The 18,536-nt window shown below is 71.8% G+C and carries 21 protein-coding genes; 11 read left to right on the top strand and 10 right to left on the bottom strand.

The window, feature by feature from the left end; genetic code table 11:
* The first annotated feature begins 29 nt into the window (after window positions 1-29).
* On the top strand, window positions 30-500 hold the full coding sequence (locus tag C503_RS0119575) for a GatB/YqeY domain-containing protein (RefSeq protein WP_018683918.1): 471 nt from the start codon (window positions 30-32) through the stop codon (window positions 498-500).
* Window positions 501-635: 135 nt separating this feature from the next.
* Here the strand turns inward: C503_RS0119575 and C503_RS40030 are convergent, their stop codons facing one another.
* Complete coding sequence (locus C503_RS40030) at window positions 636-3,161, bottom strand: penicillin-binding protein (protein ID WP_084477220.1); 2,526 nt, start codon at window positions 3,159-3,161, stop codon at window positions 636-638.
* A 266-nt stretch (window positions 3,162-3,427) separates the two neighbouring features.
* On the opposite strand from C503_RS40030, the gene C503_RS0119565 reads away from it, so the two are divergent.
* Window positions 3,428-3,739: a WhiB family transcriptional regulator gene (locus C503_RS0119565; protein WP_018683916.1), complete on the top strand. Its 312-nt coding sequence runs from the start codon at window positions 3,428-3,430 to the stop codon at window positions 3,737-3,739.
* A 136-nt stretch (window positions 3,740-3,875) separates the two neighbouring features.
* On the opposite strand, the gene bagB is transcribed toward C503_RS0119565, so the two are convergent.
* The 3 genes from bagB to C503_RS0119550 are packed head-to-tail and all read right to left on the bottom strand — an operon-like array spanning window position 3,876 to window position 6,305.
* Complete coding sequence (bagB, locus tag C503_RS0119560) at window positions 3,876-4,982, bottom strand: ATPase BagB (RefSeq protein WP_425393528.1); 1,107 nt, start codon at window positions 4,980-4,982, stop codon at window positions 3,876-3,878.
* A 14-nt stretch (window positions 4,983-4,996) separates the two neighbouring features.
* On the bottom strand, window positions 4,997-6,004 hold the full coding sequence (bagA, locus tag C503_RS0119555) for an ATPase BagA (protein ID WP_018683914.1): 1,008 nt from the start codon (window positions 6,002-6,004) through the stop codon (window positions 4,997-4,999).
* A gap of 52 nt (window positions 6,005-6,056) precedes the next feature.
* Window positions 6,057-6,305 (bottom strand): hypothetical protein, encoded by a 249-nt coding sequence (locus tag C503_RS0119550; RefSeq protein WP_018683913.1) that lies wholly within the window; start codon window positions 6,303-6,305, stop codon window positions 6,057-6,059.
* Between the two features lie 49 nt (window positions 6,306-6,354).
* On the opposite strand from C503_RS0119550, the gene sp36 reads away from it, so the two are divergent.
* Genes sp36 through C503_RS40025 form a run of 4 tightly spaced genes read left to right on the top strand, consistent with a single transcriptional unit; the run spans window position 6,355 to window position 8,531 of the window.
* Entirely contained in the window at window positions 6,355-6,513 is a 159-nt protein-coding gene (gene sp36 / locus C503_RS46085) for a Sp36 family protein (protein ID WP_018683912.1), read from the top strand.
* The gene (locus C503_RS0119540; protein WP_018683911.1) at window positions 6,513-6,968 is read left to right on the top strand and encodes a RidA family protein; all 456 of its coding nucleotides are present in this window, start codon (window positions 6,513-6,515) and stop codon (window positions 6,966-6,968) included. Before sp36 ends, C503_RS0119540 begins: the two co-directional genes overlap by 1 nt.
* Complete coding sequence (locus C503_RS0119535; protein ID WP_018683910.1) at window positions 6,965-7,558, top strand: hypothetical protein; 594 nt, start codon at window positions 6,965-6,967, stop codon at window positions 7,556-7,558. The genes C503_RS0119540 and C503_RS0119535 overlap by 4 nt, the downstream gene beginning before the upstream one ends.
* A gap of 28 nt (window positions 7,559-7,586) precedes the next feature.
* A complete protein-coding gene (locus tag C503_RS40025; protein WP_026316482.1) occupies window positions 7,587-8,531 on the top strand; it encodes a hypothetical protein in 945 nt (314 codons plus the stop codon).
* A gap of 18 nt (window positions 8,532-8,549) precedes the next feature.
* On the opposite strand, the gene C503_RS0119525 is transcribed toward C503_RS40025, so the two are convergent.
* Window positions 8,550-9,317 (bottom strand): MBL fold metallo-hydrolase, encoded by a 768-nt coding sequence (locus C503_RS0119525; protein WP_018683909.1) that lies wholly within the window; start codon window positions 9,315-9,317, stop codon window positions 8,550-8,552.
* A 68-nt stretch (window positions 9,318-9,385) separates the two neighbouring features.
* On the opposite strand from C503_RS0119525, the gene C503_RS0119520 reads away from it, so the two are divergent.
* A complete protein-coding gene (locus C503_RS0119520) occupies window positions 9,386-10,252 on the top strand; it encodes an NUDIX hydrolase (protein ID WP_018683908.1) in 867 nt (288 codons plus the stop codon).
* Here C503_RS0119520 and C503_RS0119515 read toward each other — a convergent pair.
* The 5 genes from C503_RS0119515 to C503_RS0119495 form a co-directional block, all read right to left on the bottom strand.
* Window positions 10,242-11,114: a Gfo/Idh/MocA family protein gene (locus C503_RS0119515; RefSeq protein WP_026316481.1), complete on the bottom strand. Its 873-nt coding sequence runs from the start codon at window positions 11,112-11,114 to the stop codon at window positions 10,242-10,244. The two genes, C503_RS0119520 and C503_RS0119515, sit on opposite strands and share 11 nt — an antisense overlap.
* 35 nt (window positions 11,115-11,149) lie before the next feature.
* Complete coding sequence (gene dnaN, locus C503_RS0119510) at window positions 11,150-12,247, bottom strand: DNA polymerase III subunit beta (protein WP_026316480.1); 1,098 nt, start codon at window positions 12,245-12,247, stop codon at window positions 11,150-11,152.
* Window positions 12,248-12,277: 30 nt separating this feature from the next.
* Window positions 12,278-13,525 carry an MFS transporter gene (locus C503_RS0119505; RefSeq protein WP_018683905.1) on the bottom strand — a complete coding sequence of 416 codons (1,248 nt, stop codon included), beginning with the start codon at window positions 13,523-13,525 and terminating at the stop codon, window positions 12,278-12,280.
* Window positions 13,526-13,935: 410 nt separating this feature from the next.
* Entirely contained in the window at window positions 13,936-14,610 is a 675-nt protein-coding gene (locus C503_RS0119500) for a Crp/Fnr family transcriptional regulator (RefSeq protein ID WP_018683904.1), read from the bottom strand.
* 160 nt (window positions 14,611-14,770) lie between these two features.
* Window positions 14,771-15,022, bottom strand: coding sequence for a hypothetical protein (locus tag C503_RS0119495; RefSeq protein ID WP_018683903.1), 252 nt, complete (start codon window positions 15,020-15,022; stop codon window positions 14,771-14,773).
* A 196-nt stretch (window positions 15,023-15,218) separates the two neighbouring features.
* Here C503_RS0119495 and nth point away from each other — a divergent pair, with 196 nt between their 5' ends.
* Genes nth through C503_RS0119475 form a run of 4 tightly spaced genes read left to right on the top strand, consistent with a single transcriptional unit; the run spans window position 15,219 to window position 18,452 of the window.
* Entirely contained in the window at window positions 15,219-15,956 is a 738-nt protein-coding gene (nth, locus tag C503_RS0119490) for an endonuclease III (protein WP_018683902.1), read from the top strand.
* Window positions 15,953-16,582 (top strand): TlpA family protein disulfide reductase, encoded by a 630-nt coding sequence (locus tag C503_RS0119485; RefSeq protein ID WP_018683901.1) that lies wholly within the window; start codon window positions 15,953-15,955, stop codon window positions 16,580-16,582. Before nth ends, C503_RS0119485 begins: the two co-directional genes overlap by 4 nt.
* On the top strand, window positions 16,579-17,271 hold the full coding sequence (locus C503_RS0119480; protein WP_018683900.1) for an NUDIX hydrolase: 693 nt from the start codon (window positions 16,579-16,581) through the stop codon (window positions 17,269-17,271). The genes C503_RS0119485 and C503_RS0119480 overlap by 4 nt, the downstream gene beginning before the upstream one ends.
* Entirely contained in the window at window positions 17,268-18,452 is a 1,185-nt protein-coding gene (locus C503_RS0119475; RefSeq protein ID WP_018683899.1) for a MarP family serine protease, read from the top strand. Before C503_RS0119480 ends, C503_RS0119475 begins: the two co-directional genes overlap by 4 nt.
* The last annotated feature ends 84 nt before the right edge of the window (window positions 18,453-18,536 follow it).

The raw sequence follows: 18,536 nt of genomic DNA, 5'->3' as shown, positions 1-18,536 counted from the left end.
GTGGGCCGAATGTCAGTACTGTTCGCCCCATGGCCGAGCTCAAGAACCGCCTGCAGACGGACCTCACCGCCGCGATGAAGAACCGGGAGAAGACCCGGACCGCCACGCTGCGCATGGCGCTGGCCGCGGTGACGACCGAGGAGGTCGCGGGTACCCAGGCCAGGGAACTCTCCGACGATGAGGTCCTGAAGGTGCTGGCCAAGGAGGTCAAGAAGCGTAAGGAGGCGGCCGAGGCGTTCGCGGGCGCGGGCCGGGCCGAGCAGTCCCAGCTGGAGCTGGACGAGGCCGAGGTGCTCACCGACTACCTGCCCAAGCAGCTCGCCGATGACGAGCTGGCCGCCCTGGTCGACGAGGCGGTCGCCGAGGTCACCGCGCAGCTGGGCGAGACGCCGGGGCCGCGGCAGATGGGGCAGGTCATGAAGGCCGCCAATGCGAAGATCGCGGGCCGGGCCGACGGTCGCCGGGTGTCGGACGCGGTCAAGGCCCGATTGGCTGGGTGACCAGGGGCTGGCTGGTGCAGCCTTAGTTCCCCGGCAGCGGCCTCGACTGCGTGACCGCGTGGTCCCGGGGGATCGATGAAAAGAGGCCGGAACGCGAATTGCGTTCCGGCCTCAAAACTATCTTTGCCTTGCCTGTTACGGGATGCCTGGCTCGATGGTGATGTCACCATCGCCGCCACGGCCGCCGCCGCCGTTTCCACCGCCGTTGCCGGGGCCACCACCGCCCCCGCCACCACCATTACCCGGGCCGGGACCCCCGCCCCCGGTGCCGGGATCGCCGGGGTTGTTCGGGTCGCCCGGGATCGGTTGGTCCGTCGTGCGTGGTGGGGGTACGAAGCCGGTGCTGACGTAGATCGTGATGGTCTCGCCCTGGATGGCGCCCCCGCGCGGGGACTGGGCGACCACGGTGCCCTTCTTGCGGGCGTCGTTGCGATCCTTGGCGACCACCTGGTAGCCCGCCTGGCGCAGGATGTCGGTGGCTTCCTGCTGGCTCCGGTTCGTCACGTCCGGCACCTGCATGCCGTCCCCGCCGTCGAGGTAGCGCGGGTCCGTCGGCGGTAGCGGCAGCACCGGCATGCCGTCCATGTACTTGCTCATCATGGAGAACCAGGTGCGTGCCGGGACCTTGCCGCCGAAGATGTTGCCGGTCGGGCACAGTCGGGGTGGGTCGGTGTCGCAGATGCCCTGTGGCTTCGGGCTGTCGTTGAAGGTCTCCACGGCCGCCGAGTACTGCGCGGTGGCGCCCAGGAAGCCAGCCGACTTCTGCTGCTGGGTGGTGCCGGTCTTGCCCATCATCGGCCGGTTCCAGTTGAACATGTGCGCCGCCTGCGCGGACGTGCCGGACACCGAGTCCTGGGACAGCCCGGTGGCCAGGGTGTTCGCCAGTGGCTCGGCCACCGCCTGCTCGCACGGGGCCTCGTTGACGTCGACCTTCTTGCCGTTCCGGTCCAGCACGTCGACCAGCGGCGTCGGTGGGCACCACACGCCGCCGCTCATGATCGTGGCGCCGACATTGGCCAGCTCCAGTGTGCTCAGCGGGCTCGGGCCGAGGGTGAACGACGCCTGCCCCGGCGAGGTGGGGGTGGGCTTGAAGAAGTCCGTCTGGCTCCGGTTGCGCTGTGAGTCCGTGGAGGCCGGGTCCGGGTCGAGCCCGGCGTCGCTGGAGGCCATGGTGTCGCGCATGCCCAGCCGGTTGGCCATGTCGACCACCGGGCCCATGCCGACCCGCTCCTCCAGGATCACGAAGGCGGTGTTCGGCGACTGCGCGAGCGCGGTCTGCAGCGGCATCTTCTGGTCGCCTGCCTTGCTGGCGTTCTTGACGCAGTAATACCGGTCGTTGTACTTGGGCGCCTTCGGGCAGCTTAGCCCGCCGCCGACGAACACCGAGGACTGGTAGTAGGCGGGCACGTCGATGACGTTGTTGATGCCGCCGCCCTTCTCCAGGTAGGCGGCCGAGGTGAAGATCTTGTAGATGGACCCGGTGCCGAACTTGTTCGACACCCGGCTGGGCAGGCCGTAGGTGGTCTGGCCCTTGGCCGGGTCCAGCCCGTAGTCCCGGTTGGCGACCAGCGCCACCACCTGGTGGCGGTCCTTGCCCGGCTGCACGATCGACATCACGTTGGCGATGCCCGGGGTGGTCTTGGGCACCTCCTCCTCGGCGGCCTGCTTGGCCAGCTGGGTGGCCCGCGGGTCCATGCTGGTCTTGATCGTGTAGCCGCCGGTCTTGATCTGGTCCTCGGTGAAGCCCAGCTTCTCCAGGTATTCGAACACGTACTGGCAGAAGAACCCGACCTCCGGGCCCGCGCCGACGCAGTTCGCCGCCGGTTTCTTCGGCTCGGGCAGCACGCCGAGGGGTTCCTTCTTGGCCTTCTCGGCCATTTCCGGAGAAAGTTTCTGGTTCTCCACCATCTTGTCGATCACGAAGTTGCGCCGCGACAACGTCTCGGTCGGTTTGCGCCACGGGTTGTAGAGCACCGGGTTGTTCACCGCGCCCGCCAGCAGCGCCGCCTGGGCGACGGTCAGCTTGTCCGGGGTGGTGCCGAAGTAGGAGTTCGCGGCGGCGCCGATGCCGTAGATCTCGTAGGCGAACTCGACCACGTTCAGGTACCCGGTGAGGATCTCCTCCTTGCTCATCTTCTGTTCGAGCTGGATGGCGATCCGCGCCTCGCGCAGCTTGCGCGCGATGGTCTGTTCCTGGGCCTTGGACTGTTCGATCTTGTTGTCCCGGTTGACCACGTTGATCAGGTAGTTCTTGACGTACTGCTGCGTGATCGTGGAGGCACCCTGGGTGTCGGCGCCCGCGCCGTTGGAGATCGCGGCGCGGATGGTCCCCTTCCAGTCCACGCCGTGGTGCTCGTAGAAGCGGCGGTCCTCGACCGAGACCAGGGCGGCCTTCATGGTCGGCGAGATCTGGTCCGCGCCGACCGGCAGCCGGTACTGGTCGTAGAGCGACGCGATCGGGTTGCCCGCGTTGTCGGTGATGGTCGTGACCAGCGGCAACGGTGTCGCCACCAGGTCGGCGGAGACGCTGTCGATGGTGTCGCTGGCCCGGTTGGAGGCCACTCCGAGCGCGCCGACCACCGGGAACAGCATCCCGGCCACGAGCACCCCCGCCAGCAGGCAGAGTCCGAGAAGTTTCAGCAGGCTGTCTCCCACACGCACGGGGGCCAGCCTACGCGTGACCCGGTCGGAGCACTGTCAAGAGCGTCACGCCACGTGCCTTTCCGACGACACCTCAAGGCGTATTGACTTTTCGTAACAGCCGCACCAGCCACTGTTCTCGATGGAACCGGGACCCGCTAATGTTCGTCAACGTCTCACGACAGCGCCGAACAGCCTCGCGTGGTCCCACACCTGTGGGGCTGGGAAGCACCGGTACCGGGGGGTGCCGGGTTCAAAGGGTCGCGACGACGACAGGGGTGGGGGATATGCATCTCGACGCTCAGCAAGCTGACTGGCGTGTCCGCGCGACGTGCCGGGACGAGGACCCCGATGGGCTCTTCGTCCGCGGCGCCGAGCAGCGCAAGGCCAAGATGGTCTGCATCGCGTGCCCGGTCCGCACCGAGTGCCTCGCCGAGGCGCTGGACAACCGGATCGAGTTCGGGGTGTGGGGCGGCATGACCGAGCGGGAACGCCGGGCACTGCTGCGCCGCAGGCCGGACGTGACCTCGTGGCGTGAGCTGCTCGACGACGCGCGCCGCAGGCACACCTACGACGACGTGGACGCGCGGGTCGGCTGACCGACCGACGGCCATCCCGCGGCGGTCCAGGTGCCGGCGCGGGTGGTCGTCCTGTCCGGGTGCCGCACATAGGGCGGTGCCCAGGTCTTTCTGTCCGGACATTTGTCAGCTATTTGTCCACAGGTCAATTCCGGCGCTATTCGGCGGCCAGCCGGTCGCCGATCTCGCGCAACCCGCCCAGGTCGTGCACATCACTCGCCATCGCGGGCACGTGCGCCAGTGCCACCGCCGGGTGCGCCTTGGTGAACCTCGTCACAAGCCGCCGCTCGCGCTGTGCCAGCGCCACCCGATCGGCGTGCAGCCGCAGCACCGCGGCCGCCAGTGGGGCGCCGCCGCGGGCCTCCAGGTTGTCCGCCGCGCCCAGCGCCTTCGCCGCGGGCAGTCCGGACAGCACCGGGTGGGTGCGGTTGACCACCAGCCCGGCCAGCGGCATCTGCTCCTCGGCCAGCCGCTCCACGAAGTAGCTGGCCTCGCGCAGCGCGTCCGGCTCCGGCGCGGCCACCACCACGAACGCGGTGCCGCTGGAGCGCAGCAGCTCGTAGGTCTTGAGCGCGCGCTCCCGGAACCCGCCGAACATCCCGTCGAACGCCTGCACGAACGCCGACGCGTCGGCCAGCATCTGGCCGCCCACGATCGTGGACACGGCCTTGGCGAACAGCCCGAACCCGGCGCTGACCACCTTCCGCAGCCCCCAGCCGCCCGCTCGGGCAGGCCCGGTGAGCAACTTGATCATGCGCCCGTCCAGCGCGGTGGACAGCCGCTGCGGGGCGTCCAGGAAGTCCAGCGCGGACCGCGACGGCGGGGTGTCCACCACGATCAGGTCCCAGCTGCCCTCGGCGGCCAGCTGGCCGAGCTTCTCCATCGCCATGTACTCCTGGGTGCCGGAGAACGACGACGAGATGGTCCGGTAGAACGGGTTGGCCAGCACCTCCTCGGCCCGTTTCGGCCCGGCGTGCGCCAGCACCATGTCGTCGAACGTGCGGCGCATGTCCAGCATCATCGCGCTGAGCGAGCCCTTCGGCTCGAACCCGGCCACCTCGACCTGGCGCGGCGAGTTGCCCAGCTCGGCCAGGCCGAGCGCCTGCGCCAGCCTGCGGGCCGGGTCGATGGTCAGCACCACCGCGGCCCGGCCGCGCTCGGCGGCGCGCACCGCGATCGCCGCCGCCGTGGTGGTCTTGCCCACCCCGCCCGAGCCGCAGCAGACGATCACCCGGGTGTCCGGGTCGTCGATCAGGGCGTCCATGTCCAACGTGCCGCTCACCGGACCCCCTGGTCCACCAGCGCCTCGGCCAGCTCGTAGAGCGTGCCGACGTCGATGCCGTCCACGTGGTCGGGCAGCTCCACCGCGGGCAGGTCGATCTCGGCCAGCTGTTCCCGGGCACGCTGCTCGGCCTGGACCCGGATGGCGTGCTCCACGGTCTCCTCGACCAGCCCGTCCAGGTCCTCCTCGGCCAGCGCCAGCCCGGCGCTGCGCAGCCCCTCGCGCACCCGGCTCGCGTCCACCCGGCCGTCCGCGGCCGCGGTGACCGACCGGGCGGGTAGCCGGGGCGGGCGGACCCGGTTCAGCAGGATCGCCCCCGGGCGCAGGTCGGCGCCGTCCAGCTCCTCGACGGCCTCGATGGTCTCGCGCACCGGCATCTCCTCCAGCAGCGTCACCAGGTGCACGGCGGTGTCCCCGGAGTGCAGCAGGCGCACCACGCCGTCGCTCTGCCCCTTGATCGGGCCGACCTTGGCCAGGTCCGCCATGGCCTTGGTGACGTCCAGGAACTTGACGATCCGCCCGGTCGGCGGGGCGTCCACCACCACCGCGTCGTAGACGTGCCTGCCGGTCTCGTCGGTGCGCGTCACGCACTCCTTGATCTTGCCGGTGAGCAGCACGTCGCGGAGGCCGGGGGCGAGCGTGGTGGCGAACTCGATCGCGCCCATCTTGCGCAGCGTGCGGCCCGCGAAGCCCAGGTTGTAGAACATCGACAGGTACTCCAGCAGCGCCGCCTCGACGTCCACGTGCAGCGCGCGCACCTCGCCGCCGCCGGGCACCCCGGCCACCTTCTGCTCGGCGTAAGGAAGCGGCTGGGTGTCGAACAGCTGGGCGATGCCCTGGCGGCCCTCCACCTCGATCAGCAGGACCCGCCTGCCGCCGTGCGCCAGCGCCAGGGCCAGCGCACCGGCCACGGTGGACTTGCCGGTGCCGCCCTTGCCGGTCACCACGTGCAACCGGGCACGGGCGATCTGCTCGGTCCAGCCGACGACGGGGGTGGTCACCATTTCAGCGTAAATGCCTGGATACCGGGGGCGCCCTCCGAGGCGGGGGAAACGATCAGCCCACGGACAGCATCACCACGACCGCCACCGCGGCGACCGCCACCAACCCCCAGGCGACCGGGGCCGGGAACACCGTGAGGGTCAGCACGCACAGCAGCGCGGTCAGCGTGAACGCGATCACCCCGCCGATCGCGGCGGACCCGGCCGAGCGGGTGCGGTCGCGCACCTTGGCCATGGTCACCAGCACCAGGACCAACCCGCTCGCCCCCAGCAGCCCGACGGCGACGATCCGCCATAACTCCATGTCCAAACCGTACCCACGGCGGATAGTTCACTGCTCTAGGCTGCGCGGCATGACGAAGTGGGAGTACGCCACCGTGCCGCTGCTGATCCACGCGACCAAGCAGATCCTCGACACCTGGGGCGAGGACGGCTGGGAGCTGGTGTCCGTGGTCCCCGGACCGACCGGCGAGCAGATGGTCGCTTACCTCAAGCGCCCCAAGGGGGCGTGATGACCTGGCGCGCCCGGCTCGCCGAACTGGACATCGCGCTGCCCCCGGTGGCGCCGCCCGCAGGCTCCTACCTGCCCGCCGTGCAGACCGGCTCGCTCGTCTACACCGCGGGGCAGATCCCGCTGGTGGACGGGACCGTGGCGGCCACCGGCAAGGTCGGCGCCGGGGTGAGTCCGGAGGAGGGCCAGCGGTTGGCCCGGGTCTGCGCGCTCAACGCGCTGGCCGCGGTGGACGCCCTGGTGGGCATCGACGCCGTGGTCCGGGTGGTGAAGGTGGTCGGGTTCGTCGCCTCCGCCGAGGGCTTCACCGGACAGCCCGCGGTGCTCAACGGCGCGTCGGACCTGCTCGCCGAGATCTTCGGGGAACGCGGCAGGCACGCCCGCTCCGCGGTCGGGGTGGCCGAGCTGCCGCTGGGCGTCCCGGTCGAGGTCGAGCTGGTTGTGGAGGTCGCGTGAGCGCCCACGAGTTACTGATCGGACTGGCGGGCAGGCTGGGTGACCGCCAGCTCTGGCGGTTCCGCGACTGGCTGGCGGGCGGCGCCATCGACGCCGTCGCCCGGTCGCTCCCGCTCACCCTGCTGCGCGAGCGGGTGGCGATCACCCCGGATGAGTACAAGCTCGCGGTGAACGCCCTCATGGCGCACGGCGCCGACGCCGAACGGCTGAACGCGCTGCCGTGGGTGGACGAAATCGGCGAACTCGACTACACCTTCTCCGCAGAGTCGCCCGAATGGGTGAGCATGGGCGACTCGGTGGCCGTCGTCCTCGGCGCCATCCTGCGTGGCCGCTCCGACGTGCTGGAAGCCCGCTCCACCTGGCGGCGCCCGCGCTTGGGCACCGGTCCGGTCAGCCGGGTCGTGCTGGTGACCACGGTGGGGGAGGAGCCGAGGCTGACCGGGGAGCTGCAGCGGGTGCTGCGCGCCCTGGGCACCTACGAGCCCGCGGTGGAGGTGCTGCCGCGCTCGATGGAGCCGCCGCGCTACCACCGGGCCGCGTTCGCGGCCTCGGAACCGTTGGTCCCCGAGGGCCACCTGGTTCCCAGCTAGGCGCCGGACGAGTGGGAGGGGACGGAACGTGACGCAGGTCGCCGCGGGCAAGGGATGGGCAGGTGTCGCTTTGCCGGTCCGGGTGCACGACCTCCTGCTGGCGCTGGCGGGCAGGCTCGACGACGACGCGCTCGCCGACGCCCGGGAGCTGCTGGCCTCCGCCGAGGTCGACCGGGCCCTTGAGCTGATCACCGGCTGCCTGGCCGCCGGTCCGATCGGCATCGGCAAGAGCGAGCGGGACGAGCTGCGCGCGCTGGTCGCCGCCACGCACGGCGACGCCGTCGTGGTGGACCGGCTGCCCATCGTGGAGCCCGACCTGGTCACCCGGCACCGCTTTGCGCCGGGCAAGGTCGACGCCGTCGGCGCCGAGGACGGCGTGGCCGACGCGACCAACCGGGTGCTCGGGGCGCTGCCGGACATCCGCGCGGTGTGGGCGGTCTGGCGGCTGACGCCCGCGGGCGCGGCCACCGGCGCGGTGCCGCACCGGGTGGTCCTGATCGGCGTCGGGCCGACCGGCTCGGCCGCCGCCACCGCCTACCGGGTCGAGCACGCGCTGCGCCGGGCGGGCCTGACTGCCTCGGTCGAGGTGCTGCGCGACGGCACCGAGCCGACGGACTACCACCACACGGCCATGCGGTACGCGACGGAGGTCAAGGTGCCCCGCACGCCCGCCGCCGTGGCGCCGGTGCCGCCCGTGCTGCCCAAAGGGGATCCGGTAACCAAGGCCGAGACCAAGTCCTGGCTGTCCGAGGAGCCCGCGGCCGCGCCCGGCGACGACCCGCTGAACGACCAGGAGCTCGGCCTGCTTCGGCAGCTGCAGGAGGAACTGGCCCGGCGGGAGCAGACCGAGCCAGCGCCGTCGGACTGGCCGGGTGAGCTGTCCAACGGCCAGTCCTACGACTGGCACGAGGCCAACAGCTCCACCATGGTCAACGGCATGCCGCTGCAGCCGCCGGACAACCCCCGGTCCTGATTTCGTCCACTGTAGACTTCAGGTGGTCCGGAGGTAGTCCAGCTGGGCCCGTACCGACCACTCGGCCGCGGGCCACAGCGACTCGTCAACATCGGCGTAGACGACCTCGACCACCTGGCGCGCGGTCGCGTCGGGCCCCAGCTGGCTGAGTGCTGTCCGGATCTGGTTCAGGCGCTGTTCGCGGTGGGTGAGGTACTGCCGGGCGACGCCTGCCAGGTCGGGCAGGTCCGGGCCGTGGCCGGGGAGCACCGCGCTGCCCGGCGGGCGTCCGGCGAGCAGCCGCAGCGAGTCCAGGTAGGGGCCGAGCGCGCCGTCCGGCGGGGCGATCACCGTGGTCCCGCGCCCGAGGACCGTGTCCCCGGTCAGCACCGCCGAGCGGCCGCCGTGATCTATCGCCAGACAGATCGAGTCGGCCGTGTGGCCTGGTGTGTGCAGCACCTCCAGGTCGAGACCCGCCATGGCGAGCACCTCCCCGTCGGCCAGCGGCGGCGCGTCCACGCAGAGCGCCGGGTCGAACGCCCGAACCGGCGCCCCGGCCCGCTCGGCCAGCCACGGCGCGCCCGCGACATGGTCGGGGTGGTGGTGCGTGATCAGGATCGCCTCGACCGGCCCGGCCGCCGCGAGCACCCGTTCCAGGTGCGGCAGGTCCTCCTCGCCGGGGTCGACCACCACGCAGCCCGCGGCCCCGGGGGCCCGCAACAGCCACGTGTTGGTCCCGTCCAGGGTCATCGCGTTGGGGTTGTCCTCCAGCAGGACGGTCGCGAACGGCAACACCGGCCGCGGCACGCCGTAGGCCGGGTGGGCTCCGGAATCCGACACAGTCCCCACGATAGCCACGCGCGTATGGTCGGGTCGTGCCCGAACTGCCCGCCGAACTGGTCCTGCCCGACGGCGCCGTACCGGACGAACCGCCGAACCCGCCCGCCGTCCCCCGGGACGCGGCCACGGTGATGCTGGTCCGCGACACGGAACCGGGCCTGGAGGTGTTCCTGCTCCGCCGGGTCACGGGCATGGCCTTCGCGGGCGGCATGACAGTCTTCCCCGGCGGCGGCGTCGACCAGCGGGACGCCGACACCTCGGTCGCCTGGCACGGCCCGGAACCCGCGTGGTGGGCCGGGCGGTTCGACTGCCCGGAGTCACTCGCCCGAGCCCTGGTGTGCGCGGCCGTGCGGGAGACCTTCGAGGAATCCGGTGTCCTGCTCGCGGGCCCCGACGCGCACAGCGTCGTCTCCGAGCCCCGCCCGTTCCACGCGGCCCGGCAGGACCTGGTCGACCGGAAGTACTCCTTCGCCCAGTTCCTGGCCGACAACGCCCTGGTACTCCGCGCGGACCTGCTGCGCCCGTGGTCCAACTGGGTCACCCCGGCCGAGGAACCCCGCCGCTACGACACGCGGTTCTTCCTCGCCGCCATGCCCGATGGCCAACATGCCGACGGCGCCACCACCGAGGCCCAGGACGTGACCTGGCGTACCCCCAATGAAGCGTTGGACGACTGGCGTGCAGGCACCCGCGGCCTACTGCCTCCCACCTGGATGACCCTGACCGAACTGGCCGAACACCGCTCGGTGGCCACCGCCATGGCCGCCGAGCGAACGGTGGACAAGATCATCCCCAAGGTGGTCCGCGACGGCAACCGCCTCCGCGTCGTCCTCCCGGACGACCCCGCCTACGCCACGGCCGCCAACCACCTCGACGCCCGACCCGACGACGCTATGCAGTGAGCGCGCGGGCCCGGTGCAGCAGGCGCTGGATGTGCAGGCCGCGACGGACATCCACGGGGTGGCTCGTCTGTCCTGAGTGGACCGTTTCGGTGAACTGGTCGAGGAGGACGGAGTAGGACTCCTGGGCGGGGGTGGCCCGCCCGGAGAGCTCTCGGTAGCCTGCGTCGCCGTAGAGCGAGACCTCGGTGACGGTGGGGCGCATCGGCAGGCGCATCGAGAGGGACGCGGTGCTGGTGGCGCCGGACTCGTGGCCGAGGATCAGGTGCCAGAGGTCGGGCTCGGCGTACTGGGCGGCGTGGACCTCGGTGATCGTGCCCAGGGCGGCGTCCAGCAGGTCCAGCACGTGCGGCCCGATATCGGCCAGCGCGCCACCCTCGTGGCGCCAGGTCGAGGCGGAGTACGCGCCACCCAGGAGGGCTCCGGACAGCCAGCGGGCGCTCGCTCCCGCCCACCCGGGATTGGCGTGAGCATCGGCCAACCAGTGGACCACCTCGGGTGCGAACCGTCGGATGAAGACCACGATGGACGCCACGCCCGCCTCGTCGACGGCCTGGACCAGCCGCTCCGCGTCCTCGACGGACGCCGCGATCGGCTTCTCCAGGATGAGGTGCTTCCCGGCGCGCGCCGCCTGGATCGCGAGGTCGACCTGGACGGCGGGTGGCACGGCAAAGGCCACCGCGTCCACCTGGGACAGGAGTTCGTCGAAACTCGCGGCCACCGGACCGCCCAGCTCGGCGGCCGCCTCTGGTCGCCGCGCCCACACCGAAGTGAGTTCGGTGGACGGATGAGCAATCAACCCGGGACCGTGTACAGCCGTCGCCCACGGACCGGCACCGACAAGCCCCACTCGCACCGCACTCATGACACTCATCCTGCCGGCCAAAGCGGAGGCAGGCGCTATCCCTTGGGCGGCAGCATCGGCATCACGATGTACCGAAGATCCACATCCCCCGCCTCGACAGCCGTCACCACGGTTGCCCGCATCCCCGGCTGCACACTCAACCGAACCCGCTGCCCCACAAACGGCCGCAACGCGTCAAGCAAGTACCGACTCTGAAACGACGGACTGGTCCGTCCGCCGGAAACCGTTGCCTTCACCGTCTCCTCAGCCTCGCCAGCCTGCTGCGCGGTAGCCCGAAGCAGCACCTCGGAATCCCGCACCTCGACAGCAAGCGCCCCCCGGACATCGCTGTACAGCCCCACCCGTCGAACCGCCGCGGCGAGGTCATCGGCGGAAACCTTCACCACGGTGTCCACTCCGGACAACGACAGCTTCGTCTCGCTGAGATACGCCCCATCAAGTACCGCGGTGGTCACCACGGTCTCGGTCCAACACAGCGTGAACTGGTTCTCGCTCGCCGAAAGCCGCACCTGCTCGACCGACCCGATCTGCTTCCCCACCTCGGCCAACAACGTGGCGGGCACCATCACGTCCAGCTCCCCACCACCGGCGAACGGCACACTCGCAATAGCCATCCGATACCGATCAGTGGCCCGCAACACCAACCGCTCGCCCTCGGCGCGCAGCCGCACCCCGGTGAAGATCGGCAACGCGTCATCCCGAGACGCCGTCGCCGACACAGTGGCCAACGCGGTAGCCAGATGCCGTCCGGCCACCACCCCGCCGGACACGGACGGCACCCCTACCCCCGGATGCAGGTCGACCTCCAGCAACGGCAACGCGAACCGAGCCCCCTCCGCCCGGATCGCCAGCCGACTCCCCTCCACCACCAACCGCACCCGCTCCTGCGTCAACGCTCGCAACGTCTCCGCCAGCGGCTTTCCCGGCACCAGCACCCGCCCGTCGGTGTGCACCAGCGCCCCGCAGGACACCCGCGCCGTGCGCTCCCGGTCGCTCGCCCCGAAGACCACCCCGTCGGCGTCGGCGGTGACCAGCACCCCGCCGAGCACCGGGTCGATCAGCTTCCCGGGCACCAGACGCACCAGGTCGGCAACCGCGGCGGCGAGGTCGGCAGTGGTGGCAGTCAGGTCCATGCCGGGCACGGTAGCCCGGCCGACCGACAATCAGACAGCCATCGCGTGCGCGGGCGGCGCGCTGGTGATGGCGTGCACTGACTGTCGACGGGCGTAGACGATCGCGGCGAACGTCAGCCCAAGCACGGTCGCGGCCAGGTACGACGCCCACACCGCCACGTGCTCCACCAGCTGTCCGCTGACCAGCTGGCCGAGCGCGATGCCGATGGTCACCGAGGTGATCACCCAGCCGAACGCCTCGGTGGCGGTCTCCGGCGGCGCCACCAGCTCCAGCGCCGCCGAGTGGCTGGTCGCCTGCGGGGTCACGAGCAGCCCGGCGAACAGCACCGCGACGCCCAGCCACACCAGTGAGGTGGGAATGGCCAGCAACGCGACCAACAGGGCGAAGCCCGCCAGCAGCGCGGGCAGCCGCAGGTGCATCGCCCGGGGCCACGGCCGCACGCCGTAGGCGACCCCGAACACCACGGAGCTGATCGACAGCAGGCCGAGGAGCAGGCCGCCTGCCGGCTGGTTGCCCGCGTTGGTGGCGGCCGCCGGGATGGCGATCTCCACGAACCCGATGACCGCGCCGAAGCCCATCGCGGCCACGCACACCGTGCGCATGCCGGGGCTGACGAGCGGCCCGAGTAGGCCCTGCAGGCCGGTGGCCCGGGTGCCGCGGCGTTCCGGGCGGGAGCGCCAGATCGTGTCGGTGAGTGCGAACCACACGCTGCCGCCGACCATGCAGGACGCGCCGACGACCAGGCCGGTGCCGGGCCAGTGCGCGCTGGTGAGCAGGCCGGAGATGGCCGGGCCCGCGATGAAGAAGACCTCCATGCTGATCGCCTCGTAGGCCAGCGCGGCGCCGCGGGAGCGGCCGGGCGGGGTGAGGCGGGTCCACATGGCACGCGAGGCGGAGCCGATCATCGGCTCGGACAGGCCGACGCCGAAGCCGAGGAGCACCAGCACGGTGGTGGTCGCGCGCTGCTCGATGGCCACGATGCTGGTGGCCACCAGCACCGCGAACACGGCGGAGGTCACCAGGATCGGGCGGGACGGGCCGACCCGGTCCATCAGCCTGCCCTGGCCGACCGAGCCGATCGCGACGCCGATCAGCGAGGCGGCCGACACCAGCCCCGCGGTGGCGAACGAGCCGGTGCTGTTGCGCACGTAGAGCATGAGCGAGAGCCCCACCATGGCCACCGGCAGCCTGCCGATCAGCGCGGCCAGCACGGGACCGCGCGCACCGGGGGTGGTGAGCGCGGCGCGGTAGTCGGCGAGACCGGCAGAGTGGGACATGCGTACCAGTATGCCGGTTCCGGTACGGCCGTACCACAAATTATTCGGTGGTTTCCGCCACCGTTGGAGCGGGTATGTCTCGGTTGCGTAACAACCAGGGTGATTCCCCGCAGCGCCGAGCAACGGATCCGGTCGGACGCGAGTCCTTGAGGTTGAAACCACTTGGCTGTGCGCCAGGACTCGGTGTCAACGTGGACAGCGCGGCCTGGTCGTTCGAGCTCCCTCCGGCTACGGGTCGGGGCCTGATCCGGAGGGCGGGGTGCGTGAGCCGTCGGGGGATGGTTCACGCGAGAGCGGGAGGTCGGCGCGCCGCGTCGGGGGCGGCGCCCGTCCTCCCGCCGAACCACAAAGAGCGAGGGTCCGACCTTGGGCAGGTCGGACCCTCGCGCTATGTCAGGAACAGGACGGGCTCAGCGGGCGCGTCGGGCCAGCCGCTCCGGGTCCAGGATCAGCACGCTCTTGCCCTCCAGGCGCAGCCAGCCGCGGTGCGCGAAGTCGGCCAGCGCCTTGTTGACGGTCTCCCGGGAGGCGCCGACGTACTGGGCGATCTCCTCTTGGGTGAGGTCGTGGGTGACCCGCAGCAGCCCCGCCTCCTGGCTGCCGAACCGCTGCGCGAGCTGCAGCAGCGCCTTGGCCACCCGGCCGGGCACGTCGGTGAAGATCAGGTCGGCCAGCATGCCGTTGGTGCGGCGCAGCCTGCGGGCGATCACGCGCAGCAGCTGCTCGGCGATCTCCGGGCGGGTGGCGATCCACTGCCGCAGCGCCGGGCGGTCCATGGTGACCGCGCGGACCTCGGTGACCGTGGTCGCGGTGGACGTGCGCGGGCCCGGGTCGAAGATCGACAGCTCGCCGAACATGTCCGACGGGCCGAAGATGCCGAGCAGGTTCTCCCGGCCGTCCGGGGACTTGCGGCCGAGCTTCACTTTGCCGGACTGGATGATGTACAGCCGGTCACCTGGCTCGCCCTCGGCGAAGATGACGTGCCCTCGCGGGAACTCCACGGCCTCCAGCGTCTGAGCGAGCGCTTCGGCCGCGGCCGGCTCGACCCCTTGGAAGATGCCCGCGCGGGCCAGGGTCTCATCCACCGTCGGTCCTCCTGTGTCCACCCGGCGGCCGACTAGGGCGCGACCACCGATCACTACGTGCAGTGTAGGGCGTGCGCCGAAGATCCCTCACCGGCGCGCCCACAGTCCGGTGTGGATCGTCCGGTGCGCCGCCCACGCCCTGGCCGCCCGACCCTATCGCCTAGTCGCGACCCCGGCGACCGCGCAGCTTGGCCGCCCGGCCACCCAGCCTGCGCAGCCGGAACAGCTCCAGCGCGCGGCCGATGCCGTGCCCGTAGAGGGCCCGCACCTCCTCCGGCCGCGCCGACTCCAGGAACTCCTCGACCTCGGTCTCCTGCACGGCGACGTGCCGCAGCCGGGCCTCCACCCGCTCCATGAAGAGCGCGAAGAACATGATCACTAACGGCACCACGAACACGAACCAGACAGCCATGGCCTCGCGATCCTCGTTTCGTCGCCCAGGCTGGCCGGCTCGGCGACCGGTCCGTCGGGGCAAGTCGATTCAGTGTCTGCCGATGTCACAGTGGTTGACGTCTGGGGCACAGTCGGGGTTGTCCGACGGCCCGTAGGCTAGCGAGGTGCCTCCCACCACCCGACGACCGCCCCAGGAAGGCGGCCCGGATCTCGCCATGACCCGCCGGGTGCGGCGGATGACGCGCGCGTTGGCCGAGGGCTACCCGGACGCGCACTGCGAGCTCGACTTCACCACCCCGCTCGAACTGGCCGTGGCCACGATCCTGTCCGCCCAGTGCACCGACGTGCGGGTGAACCTGACCACCCCGGCGCTGTTCGCCAAGTACCGCTCGGCCGCCGACTACGCGGGCGCCGACCGGACCGAGCTGGAGGAGATGATCCGGCCGACCGGCTTCTACCGGAACAAGACGAGCTCGCTGATCGGGCTGGGCGCCGCGCTGGTCGAACAGCACGGCGGGGAGGTCCCCGGCAAGCTCGACGAGCTGGTGAAGCTGCCCGGCATCGGCCGGAAGACGGCCAACGTGATTCTCGGCAACGCGTTCGGGGTACCTGGCATCACCGTGGACACCCACTTCGGCAGGCTGGTCCGGCGCTGGGCGTGGACCGAGGAGGACGATCCGGTCAAGGTCGAGCACGCGATCGGCGCCCTGGTGCCGCGCAAGGACTGGACCATGCTGTCGCACTGGGTGATCTTCCACGGTCGCCGGGTGTGCCACGCCCGCAAGCCCGCCTGCGGTGCCTGCCTGCTCTTCCGCGACTGCCCGTCCTTCGGCGCCGGGCCCACCGAGCCCGCGGCCGCCGCCAAGCTGGTCAAGGGGCCGGAGGCGCCGCACCTGGTGGCGCTGGCCGAGCGGGTGCACGAGGGCTACCGGCCGGGGAAGCCGACGGGGTGAACACGGCGCTGCGGTGGGCCCTGGTCGTGGTGATCCTGGCGGTCGCCGTGACCGTGGCCGTGTGGCCGCGCGACTCCGCCCGGTCCGCCGACCCGGACGCCGGGCAGGCCCTGACCGCGCCCGCCGAGCCCGAACCCGATCTCACCGCCGCCCGCCAGGCCGCGGGGCTCGCGGCCTGTGCGAACGGCTCGGCCACCGTGGCCACGCTCCGGGGCGCGCGCGCGGAGTGCATGGCCGACGGGACGGCGGTCGACGCGGGCAACTTCCTGGGTGGTCGGCCCGTCCTGGTGAACGTGTGGGCCACGTGGTGCGCGCCGTGCCGGGACGAGCTGCCGCTGCTGGCGGAGTACGCGGCGAGTCCCGGCGCGGTGTCCGTGGTCGGGCTCGCGGTGCAGAGCCCGCAGCGGGACGCGCTGGACCTGCTCGGCTCGCTCGGCGTGCGCTACCCGAACCTGTTCGACCGCGACGACCAGGTCCGCAAGGGGCTGCGCGTGCCGGACGCGCTGCCCGCGTCGTACCTGATCAGGGCAGACGGGACGGTCACCATGGTGGCCCAGCCCCGGGTGTTCCGGTCGGTGGCCGACATCCGCACCACCGTGGACCGCTACCTCGGAGGGGGCCGATGAGCACGCACGGACCACTGGTCGACCCGGCGGGGCTGCCGGACTGGCTGGCGCCGCTGGTCGCGGCCACCGCCGACCTCGACCTCGGCGAGTGGCGCCGGTTCGCCGCGCCCGGTCCGGGCAGCCGCCCGGCGGCGGTGCTGATGCTGCTCGGCGAGACCGCCGACCACGGCCCTGACCTGCTGTTCCAGCTGCGTGCCGACAACGGCGGGTACCACTCCGGCCAGGTCGCCTTCCCGGGCGGCAGCGCCGAGCCGACCGACGCGAGCCCGGTGGCCACCGCACTGCGCGAGGCGGTCGAGGAGACCGGGCTCGACCCGGCGGGTGTCCAGCCGGTCGCGTTGTTACCCCGGTTGCACGTGCCGGTGTCCGGTTTCGCGGTCACGCCGGTGCTCGCGCACTGGCGCACACCCAGCGCGGTCAGCGCGGTCGACCCGGCCGAGACGCAGGCGGTCGCCCGGATCCCGATCGCGGAGCTGGCCGACCCGGCCAACCGGTTCCGGGTGTCGCACGCGGGCGGTTACATCGGGCCCGCGTTCGCCGCGCCCGGCATGCTCATCTGGGGCTTCACCGCAGGCCTGCTCACCTTGCTGTTGGACATCGGCGGCTGGGCCCGGCCATGGGACAGCTCGGACGTGCGGGACCTGGACCACGCCTGGCGGTCCGTGGCGGAGCGGAGGTCGCCCGCGTGAACTGGGTGGATGTGCTGGTCGTCGCGCTGGCCGTGCTGGCGGCGGTGTCCGGGGCGCGGCAGGGCGTGATCACCGCGCTGCCCGCGTTCCTCGGCGTGCTGCTCGGCGCGGTGGCCGGGATCAAGATCGCCCCACTGGTGGTGGAGCGGATCGACTCGACGCCCACCAGGGTGGCCTTCGCGGTGGCGATCTTCGTGCTGCTGGTGGCCCTCGGCGAGACGCTCGGCGTGTGGGCGGGCCGTACGCTCCGGCAGAAGATCTCCTCGCCCAAGCTGGCCGGGGTGGACAGTGCGCTTGGCGCGATCGTGCAGGGCGCGGTCGTGTTCGTGGTGTCCTGGCTGATCGCGCTGCCGCTGACCACCGTTGGCGGGCTGCCGGGGCTGGCCTCGGCGATCAACAACTCGGCCGTGCTCGGCGGGGTGGACGAGGTCATGCCGCAGGCCGCCCGCGGTCTGCCCAACGAGCTGCGGCAGCTGCTGGACGTGTCCGGCTTCCCGGCCGCGGTCGACCCGTTCAACCGGACCCCGAACAAGGAGGTCGCGCCGCCGGACCCGGCCCTGCAGGCCAGCGCGGTGGTGCGGCGGGTGCAGCCGAGCGTGCTCAAGATCAACGCCAAGGCGCCGTCCTGCGAGCGGGCGCTGGAGGGCAGCGGGTTCGTGATCTCCCCGCAGCGGGTGATGACCAACGCGCACGTGGTCGCGGGCACCGACGAGGTGAGCGTGGAGACCGCCGACCGCGACCTGCCCGCCCGGGTCGTGCACTACGACCCGGAGACCGATGTGGCGATCCTGGCCGTCCCCGGGCTGCGCGTGGACCCGCTCCCGTTCGCCGCGGGCGACGCGGCGGGCGGACAGGACGGCATCGTCCTGGGCTACCCGCTGGACGGTCCCTACACTGCCTCGCCCGCGCGCATCCGCGACCGCATCGCGCTGCGCGGACCGGACATCTACGACGCCGCCACGGTCAACCGGGACGTGTTCACGCTGCGCGCCAAGGTGCTCAGCGGCAACTCCGGCGGCCCGCTGGTCAACCCGGGCGGCGAGGTCATCGGCGTGGTGTTCGGCGCGGCGGTCGACAACTCCGAGACCGGGTTCGCGCTGACGGCGGCCGAGGTCAGGGAGGAAGTCGCCAAGGCACCCGCACTCAGCCAGCCGGTCAACACCGGCCGCTGCGCCAACTAGTGGTGCGTTCCTCCAACCGCTCGCCCCCTCATCCCCTCCCGGCATCGTCCCCGGCTTGGGAGCGCACCCGCCGCAGGACGGGGC

It is taken from the genome of Actinokineospora enzanensis DSM 44649 (assembly GCF_000374445.1).
Lineage (GTDB): Bacteria > Actinomycetota > Actinomycetes > Mycobacteriales > Pseudonocardiaceae > Actinokineospora > Actinokineospora enzanensis.
Note: the sequence above shows the minus strand (reverse complement) of the source record. Positions and strands in the feature narration are given on the sequence as shown.

Bases quoted from the DNA above. Each gene is read 5' to 3' on its own strand.
- C503_RS0119575 (WP_018683918.1), top strand. From the start codon at position 30: ATGGCCGAGCTCAAGAACCGCCTGCAGACGGACCTCACCGCCGCGATG.
- C503_RS0119565 (WP_018683916.1), top strand. From the start codon at position 3,428: ATGCATCTCGACGCTCAGCAAGCTGACTGGCGTGTCCGCGCGACGTGC.
- bagB (WP_425393528.1), bottom strand. From the start codon at position 4,982: ATGGACGCCCTGATCGACGACCCGGACACCCGGGTGATCGTCTGCTGC.
- bagA (WP_018683914.1), bottom strand. From the start codon at position 6,004: ATGGTGACCACCCCCGTCGTCGGCTGGACCGAGCAGATCGCCCGTGCC.
- C503_RS0119550 (WP_018683913.1), bottom strand. From the start codon at position 6,305: ATGGAGTTATGGCGGATCGTCGCCGTCGGGCTGCTGGGGGCGAGCGGG.
- sp36 (WP_018683912.1), top strand. From the start codon at position 6,355: ATGACGAAGTGGGAGTACGCCACCGTGCCGCTGCTGATCCACGCGACC.
- C503_RS0119540 (WP_018683911.1), top strand. From the start codon at position 6,513: ATGACCTGGCGCGCCCGGCTCGCCGAACTGGACATCGCGCTGCCCCCG.
- C503_RS0119515 (WP_026316481.1), bottom strand. From the start codon at position 11,114: ATGAGTGCGGTGCGAGTGGGGCTTGTCGGTGCCGGTCCGTGGGCGACG.
- dnaN (WP_026316480.1), bottom strand. From the start codon at position 12,247: ATGGACCTGACTGCCACCACTGCCGACCTCGCCGCCGCGGTTGCCGAC.
- C503_RS0119505 (WP_018683905.1), bottom strand. From the start codon at position 13,525: ATGTCCCACTCTGCCGGTCTCGCCGACTACCGCGCCGCGCTCACCACC.
- C503_RS0119495 (WP_018683903.1), bottom strand. From the start codon at position 15,022: ATGGCTGTCTGGTTCGTGTTCGTGGTGCCGTTAGTGATCATGTTCTTC.
- nth (WP_018683902.1), top strand. From the start codon at position 15,219: ATGACCCGCCGGGTGCGGCGGATGACGCGCGCGTTGGCCGAGGGCTAC.
- C503_RS0119480 (WP_018683900.1), top strand. From the start codon at position 16,579: ATGAGCACGCACGGACCACTGGTCGACCCGGCGGGGCTGCCGGACTGG.